Source organism: Micromonospora hortensis (genome assembly GCF_022230935.1).
GTDB classification, from domain to species: Bacteria; Actinomycetota; Actinomycetes; order Mycobacteriales; family Micromonosporaceae; genus Micromonospora; species Micromonospora hortensis.
The window spans coordinates 241,398-247,742 of the sequence record NZ_JAKKFE010000071.1 but is presented as its reverse complement, the minus strand read 5'-3'; the positions used below and the strand labels follow the sequence as shown (position 1 = coordinate 247,742).

The following is a 6,345-nucleotide window of genomic DNA, read 5'->3' as shown; positions in this document are numbered from 1 at the left end:
CGTTGACGGGGCCGACCGGGCCGCGCCCGGCGCGGCCGCACCTGACCAGCCCGACGCCGGCCCGGCCGCGTCGGGTGGCGAGCCGATCGCGGACCCGCCGGGCCGCGAGGGCCGGAGCGACCACGACGGGGGTACGGCCTGATGCCGCTCTGGGTGGAGTTGGTGATCCGGATCGGCGGCGTGTTGGTCGCGTTCCTCACCCTGCCGTTGCTTGTCGGCCAGGCCGAGCACAAGGTGATGGCGCACATGCAGGGCCGGCTCGGCCCGATGTACGCGGGCGGCTTCCACGGCTGGGCGCAGCTCGTGGCCGACGGGGTCAAGTTCGTGCAGAAGGAGGACATCACCCCGCGCGAGGCGGACCGGGCGGTGTTCCGGTTGGCGCCGGCGGTGGCCCTGGTGCCCTACCTGCTGGTGTTGCTCGTCATTCCGCTCGGTCCGAACGACCTGGTCGGGCAACCGTTGGACATCGGCCTCTTCTTCGTGCTGGCAGTGGTCGGCGTCGGGGTGGTGGCGGTGCTGATGTCGGCGTGGGCGTCGGCCAACAAGTACAGCCTGCTGGGCGGGTTGCGCGGGGCGGCCCAGTTGCTCGGTTACGAACTGCCGCTGGTGCTGGCCGCCGCGTCAGTGGCGATGGCGGCCGGCACGCTCAGCCTGTCGGGCATCGTCGAGGCGTGGCAGCCGTGGTGGCTGCTCTGGCAGGCACCCGCGATGATCATCTTCTTCGTCGCCGGGTTGGCCGAGATCCGTCGGCCACCGTTCGACATGCCGGTGGCCGACTCGGAGCTGGTCTTCGGCTACATGACCGAGTACACCGGTCTGCGGTTCGCGTTCTTCCTGCTCGCCGAGTACGTCGGCATCGTGGTGATCGCCGCGCTGACCACTGTGCTGTTCCTGGGGGGTTGGCAGGGCCCGTTCGCCGACGACCAGCTGGGCTGGCTCTGGACACTGCTCAAGATCTTCGCGGTGTCCTTCGTGATCATCTGGCTCCGGGTTTCCTACCCCCGGCTACGCGAGGATCAACTCCAACGCCTCTGCTGGCTGGTCCTCGTGCCCGCGTCCCTGGCCCAACTGGTCCTCACCGCGGCAGTCCGCATAGCCCTGTAGACCCCCACCCGTCCGCGTCGATCTTGCACTTTCTGTCCCGGCAAACGTGAACAAATGGTGCATTTGGGCGTCAGAAAGTGCAAGATCGACGCGTGCAAGGGGCTTTAGCGCAGCGGGGTGTGGGCGGGGTCGACGGGCTCGGCGGGGGGTGGGGGCGGGGTGCCGTCGCCGAACGGGCGGCCGCCGAGCGCTTCCCTGCCGTGTGGGGTGAGCCAGTTGGACAGGTCGGGGCCGAGCGGAACGATCCCGGTCGGGTTGATGTCGCGGTGCACCTCGTAGTAGTGCCGCTTGATGTGGTCGAAGTCGATGGTGTCGCCGAAGCCGGGAGTCTGGAACAGGTCCCGGGCGTACGCCCACAGCACCGGCATCTCGCTCAGCTTCTGCCTGTTGCACTTGAAGTGGCCGTGGTAGACCGGATCGAAGCGGACCAGCGTGGTGAACAGCCGCACGTCGGCCTCGGTGATGGTGTCGCCCACCAGGTAGCGCTGGTCGGTCAACCGCTCGGTGAGCCAGTCCAGCCGGTCGAAGAGCTGGTGGTACGCCTTGTCGTACGCCTCCTGGTTGCCCGCGAACCCGCACCGGTAGACGCCGTTGTTCACGTCCCGGAACACCACTGCGTTCACCTCGTCGATCTGCTCCCGCAGGTGCTCGGGGTAGAGCTGCGGGGCGCCCTCGCGGTGGTACGCCCTCCACTGCGTCGACAGGTCCAGGCTCATCTGCGCGTAGTCGTTGGTCACCACCTGCCCGGTCGGCACGTCCACGATCGCCGGAACGGTGATGCCGCGCTCGTAGCCGGGGAAGCGCTTGAAGTACGCCTCCTGGATGCGCTCGATGCCGAGCACCGGGTCCCGGCCGTCCGGGTCGAGATCGAAGGTCCAGCTCCGGGCGTCGTGGGTCGGGCCGGCCACCGCCATCGAGATGGCGTCCTCCAGACCGAGCAACCGCCGCACGATGATCAGCCGGTTGGCCCACGGGCAGGCCCGGCTGACCGCCAGCCGGTACCGGCCCGGCTCCACCGGATAGCCGTCGCGCCCGTCCTCGGTGATCCGGGTGGCGATGTACCGCTGGTCGCGGGTGAACTCGCCGCCCGGCTCGACGTACTTGCCGCCTTTTTCCTCGCCCACGTCGCCCTCCCGGTCTGGTCAGTGTCTCTACCCAATCCTCGCGGATCTACGGCGCACAGTGGTCCCGGATACCCTGCCGGCATGACGGATGTGGAGGTGGCGGCCCGGCGTTTCATCGCCGATGTGTGGAATGCCCGCCAGGAGGAGTCGGCGTACGAGCTGGTCGCCGAGGAGTGCCCGGGGCTGGGCGGCACCGGGCCGGAGGCGACGTTGGCCTGGCATCGCGAGCGCCGGGCGGCCTTTCCGGACCTCCGCTACAAGATCGTCGACGTGGTCGCGGCGGGCGAGCGGGTGGCAGTGCACTGGCGGGCCGCCGGCACCCACGCCGGGCAGTTCGGGCCGGTGCCGCCGACCGGGCAGGTGGTCAGCTACTCGGGGGCGACGTTCCTGCGTTTCGACGCGGCGGGCCGAATCGTCGAGGTGTGGAGCTGCAACGAGCTGTTCCAGTTGCTGCAACAACTCGGCGTCGAGATGCTCCCACCGGCCGTCGTCAGCGGACCCGGGGCGTGATCCGGCTGATCGGCAGGTGACCGTGCTTCTCGGGTAAGCCCCTGGGGTCGTCGACCTGTGGGTGGTGGTCGCGCGCGCCGTGGCCACAGGGCAGGATGGTCGACATGAGCGACCCCAGCGAGCGCGATGACACCGGCGGACGCGGCCTTCCCGGCGCGGGCCTGGTGAAGGGGCTGGCGGTCACCCTCAAGACGATGACCAGCCGTTCGACCACCCAGCAGTACCCGGACACGGCTCCTGACCTGCCGCCGCGCTCGCGCGGCGTGATCGCCCTGTCCGAGGAGAACTGCACGGTCTGCATGCTCTGCGCCCGGGAGTGTCCGGACTGGTGCATCTACATCGACTCGCACAAGGAGGAGGTGGTGGTGCCCGGCGCCGCCCGCCCCCGCCAGCGCAACGTGCTCGACAAGTTCGACATCGACTTCTCGCTCTGCATGTACTGCGGCATCTGCATCGAGGTCTGCCCGTTCGACGCGCTCTACTGGTCGCCGGAGTTCGAGTACGCCGAGTACGACATCAAGGACCTGCTGCACGACAAGGACCACCTCGGTCAGTGGATGGCCACCGTTCCGCCGCCGCCCGCGCACGACCCGAACGGCGAGCCGGCCAAGGAGGAGACTTCCGCCGCGCGCAAGGCGGCCGCCGCACGTCCGGCTCCGCCAGCGGTACGCCCCGACGCCGACCAGGACCCGGCGTCGTGAGCGCCCGAGCCGGAAGGGTGCACCGGTGACCGGGGCGGATGTGCTGCTGCTCGCCCTCGGCGCGGTGGCGGTCGGCGCCGGCGTGCTGGTGGTGACCACCAAACACCTGGTCCGGGCCGGGCTCTACCTGGTGGTGTGCCTGGGCGCGCTGGCCGGTGACTTCCTGGTGCTCAGCGCCGAGCTGGTGGCCTGGGTGCAGGTGCTGATCTACGTGGGCGCGGTGGTGGTCCTGCTGCTGTTCGCGGTGATGCTGACCCGGGCCCCGATCGGCGCCTCCGACGACCTGGACCGGCCCGGGTGGCCGGCCGCGCTGATCGGTGGCGGCGCCGGGCTGGGGCTGGCCGCCCTGCTTGTCGATGCGTACCGCTGGAGCACCGTCAGGCTGCCCGCCGCCGGCACGGCCGAGCGGCTGGGTGAGCAGATCTTCCAATCCTGGGTGCTGCCGTTCGAGGTGCTCTCGGTGCTGCTGCTCTCCGCGCTGGTGGGCGCGATCGTGCTGTCCCGGCCGGACATCGGCAGAGCCGCCCCGCACCGCGACGGCACGGCAGACGACCTGGCCGGCAGCGAGCCCGGGGGGCGCCGGTGAGGCCGGTCATCCCGTACGTCACCGCCGCGCTGCTGTTCGGCCTCGGCGTGTACGGCGTACTGCGCCGCCGCAACGCGGTGCTGGTGCTGATGTCGGTCGAGTTGATGCTCAACGCGGTCAACCTGATCCTCGTCACCGCCGACACGACCGCCCGCGCCGTGCTCCCGCACTCGGGGCAGGTCTTCGCGCTGTTCGTCATCGTCCTCGCCGCCGCCGAGATCGGGGTGGGGCTGGCGATCGTCCTCCAGCTCTACCGGCTGCGGGCGACAGTCGCGGTGGACGACGTTCCGCTGACCGAGTCGCCGGATCCCGTCGGTGGGCGCGAGCCGGCCATCGCAGACTCGGAGGCGGGCCGGTGACCGGGCTGCTCGGGGCGCTGATGCCCGCCGTACCGCTGGTCGCCGGGTTGCTCGGTCTGCTGCTGCCACCGGCCCCTCGGCGCGACAGCGCGACCGGCGGCGACCGGGCCCGGACGGTCGCCGTGACGCTCGGCGTCACCGGTGCGGCCGGGGCGCTGGCGCTGGCCGTCGCGCTGCTGCTCACTGTCGACGGGCCGACCGAGACGTCGGCCACCTGGGTGGACTTCGGCGGGCTGGCGGTGACCCTCGGCGTACGCCTGGACGGCGCCGTCGCACTGGTCGCGGTGGCGGTCACCACTGTCGCCCTGGCCGTGCAGGTCTACTCGATCGGCTACCTGCGGCGCGGTCCGCACGACGACGTCGACGTGGACCACCGTTACCCGCCCTACGCCGCCCAGATCAGCCTCTTCACCGGTGCCATGCTGCTGGTGGTGGTCGCCGGTGACCTGATCATGCTGTTGGTCGGCTGGGAGGTGATGGGCCTCTGCTCGTACCTCCTGATCGCCCACGACCGCCGACTGGCCGGCGCCCCCGCCGCCGCCATGAAGGCGTTCCTGGTGACCCGGGTCGGTGACGTCGGGTTCCTGCTCGGCATCGCGCTGCTGGGCGTGTCGACGGGCAGCTTCCGGATCGCCGACGTGCTCGCCCACGACCACTCCGGCGCCACGTTGACCGCTGCGGGCCTGCTGCTGCTCGCCGGAGTGGCCGGCAAGAGCGCGCAGTTCCCTCTGCACACCTGGCTGCCGGACGCGATGGCCGGTCCGACCCCGATCTCCGCGCTGATCCACGCCGCGACGATGGTCGCCGCCGGGGTGTACGCGGTGGCCCGCCTCTACCCGCTGTTCACTGCCGCGCCGGTGACGCTGACGGTGCTGGGGGTGCTCGGCGCGATCACGCTGCTGCTCGGCGCGCTCGCCGCCACCGCCCAGGACGACATCAAACGCGTGCTGGCCTGGTCGACAGTGTCCCAGCTGGGTTACATGACAGGCGCGCTGGCTGTCGGTTCACCGTCGGCCGCACTGTTCCACCTGCTCACCCACGCCGCCTTCAAGGCGCTGCTGTTCCTCGCCGCCGGTGCGGTGATCCACGCCGTCGGCACCACCCTGATGTCGGAGATGGGCGGGCTGCGGCGCAGCATGCCTGTGACGTTCTGGTGCACTGTGGTGGGCCTGGGCGCGCTGGCCGGGGTGCCGCCGTTGGCCGGTTTCTGGAGCAAGGACGGCGTCCTTACGGTCGCCGAGTCGGCAGCGCTTGAGGGCACCGGCCCCGCGCCGTCCTGGGTGGGCTGGATCGTCTGGATCGCCGGGCTGGTCGGCGTGGCTGTCACCGCCTGGTACGCGGGTCGGCTGCTGCTGCGCGCCTTCTTCGGCACCCCGCGGCTGCCCCTGGTCCAGCCGCACGATCCGCCGGCCGTGCTGCGCTGGCCGGTGCTGCTGCTGGCCGTGCCGGCCGCGCTGCTCGGTCTGACCGGGTTCGTCGGGGCGTTCGCCGACCGCCTGCGGTTCCCCACCGTCCCGGTGGCGGGCTCCGAGGACGGCCTGGTCCACCTGGGGCCGGGGGTGCTGCTACCGCTCGCCTTCCTGCTGGTCGGCGCCGCGCTGGTGACGTGGGGCTGGCGGCGCGACCCAGCCGACGACCCGGCCGCCGCGCTGGGTCCGTTGCGGCCGGTCTTCGCCAGCGCGTTCCGGCTCGACGACGTCCAGCGCACCCTCGTGGTACGCCCGGTCCGCGCGCTGGCCCGCGCCGCGCGCACGAGTGACGAGGTGGTGGTGGACGGCGCTGTCGAGGGCAGTGGGAGAGCCGCGTCCGGTCTGGGCGCGGGGCTGGCCGCGCTGCACCGCGCGGCGCTGCCCCGGGCCGCCGCCGGCGTACTGGCCGGCGCGTTGCTGATCGGCCTGGCCGCCGCCCTGTTGGGAGTTGTCCAGTGAGCGCGAGGAGTGAGCTGGGTTTGCGAGCCCCGC

The 6,345-nt window shown here is 71.5% G+C and carries 7 protein-coding genes; 6 read left to right on the top strand and 1 reads right to left on the bottom strand.

What is annotated here, in order from left to right; genetic code table 11:
- Positions 1–141 precede the first annotated feature (141 nt).
- Positions 142–1,104 (top strand): complex I subunit 1/NuoH family protein, encoded by a 963-nt coding sequence (locus NIE111_RS31825; RefSeq protein ID WP_238687858.1) that lies wholly within the window; start codon positions 142–144, stop codon positions 1,102–1,104.
- 104 nt (positions 1,105–1,208) lie between these two features.
- Here NIE111_RS31825 and NIE111_RS31820 read toward each other — a convergent pair whose 3' ends face one another.
- Positions 1,209–2,228: a glutathione S-transferase family protein gene (locus NIE111_RS31820; RefSeq protein ID WP_238687857.1), complete on the bottom strand. Its 1,020-nt coding sequence runs from the start codon at positions 2,226–2,228 to the stop codon at positions 1,209–1,211.
- 81 nt (positions 2,229–2,309) lie between these two features.
- Between NIE111_RS31820 and NIE111_RS31815 the strand changes: the two genes are divergently transcribed.
- The 5 genes from NIE111_RS31815 to NIE111_RS31795 all read left to right on the top strand — a co-directional run bounded on the left by NIE111_RS31815 (position 2,310) and on the right by NIE111_RS31795 (position 6,312).
- Entirely contained in the window at positions 2,310–2,738 is a 429-nt protein-coding gene (locus NIE111_RS31815; RefSeq protein ID WP_238687856.1) for an ester cyclase, read from the top strand.
- Positions 2,739–2,833: 95 nt separating this feature from the next.
- Entirely contained in the window at positions 2,834–3,439 is a 606-nt protein-coding gene (locus NIE111_RS31810; protein WP_238687855.1) for a NuoI/complex I 23 kDa subunit family protein, read from the top strand.
- Positions 3,440–3,464: 25 nt separating this feature from the next.
- Positions 3,465–4,025, top strand: coding sequence for an NADH-quinone oxidoreductase subunit J family protein (locus NIE111_RS31805; RefSeq protein ID WP_238687854.1), 561 nt, complete (start codon positions 3,465–3,467; stop codon positions 4,023–4,025).
- Positions 4,022–4,384 carry an NADH-quinone oxidoreductase subunit NuoK gene (nuoK, locus tag NIE111_RS31800; protein ID WP_238687853.1) on the top strand — a complete coding sequence of 121 codons (363 nt, stop codon included), beginning with the start codon at positions 4,022–4,024 and terminating at the stop codon, positions 4,382–4,384. Before NIE111_RS31805 ends, nuoK begins: the two co-directional genes overlap by 4 nt.
- A 20-nt stretch (positions 4,385–4,404) precedes the next feature.
- Complete coding sequence (locus tag NIE111_RS31795; protein ID WP_238687866.1) at positions 4,405–6,312, top strand: NADH-quinone oxidoreductase subunit 5 family protein; 1,908 nt, start codon at positions 4,405–4,407, stop codon at positions 6,310–6,312.
- Positions 6,313–6,345 lie beyond the last annotated feature (33 nt).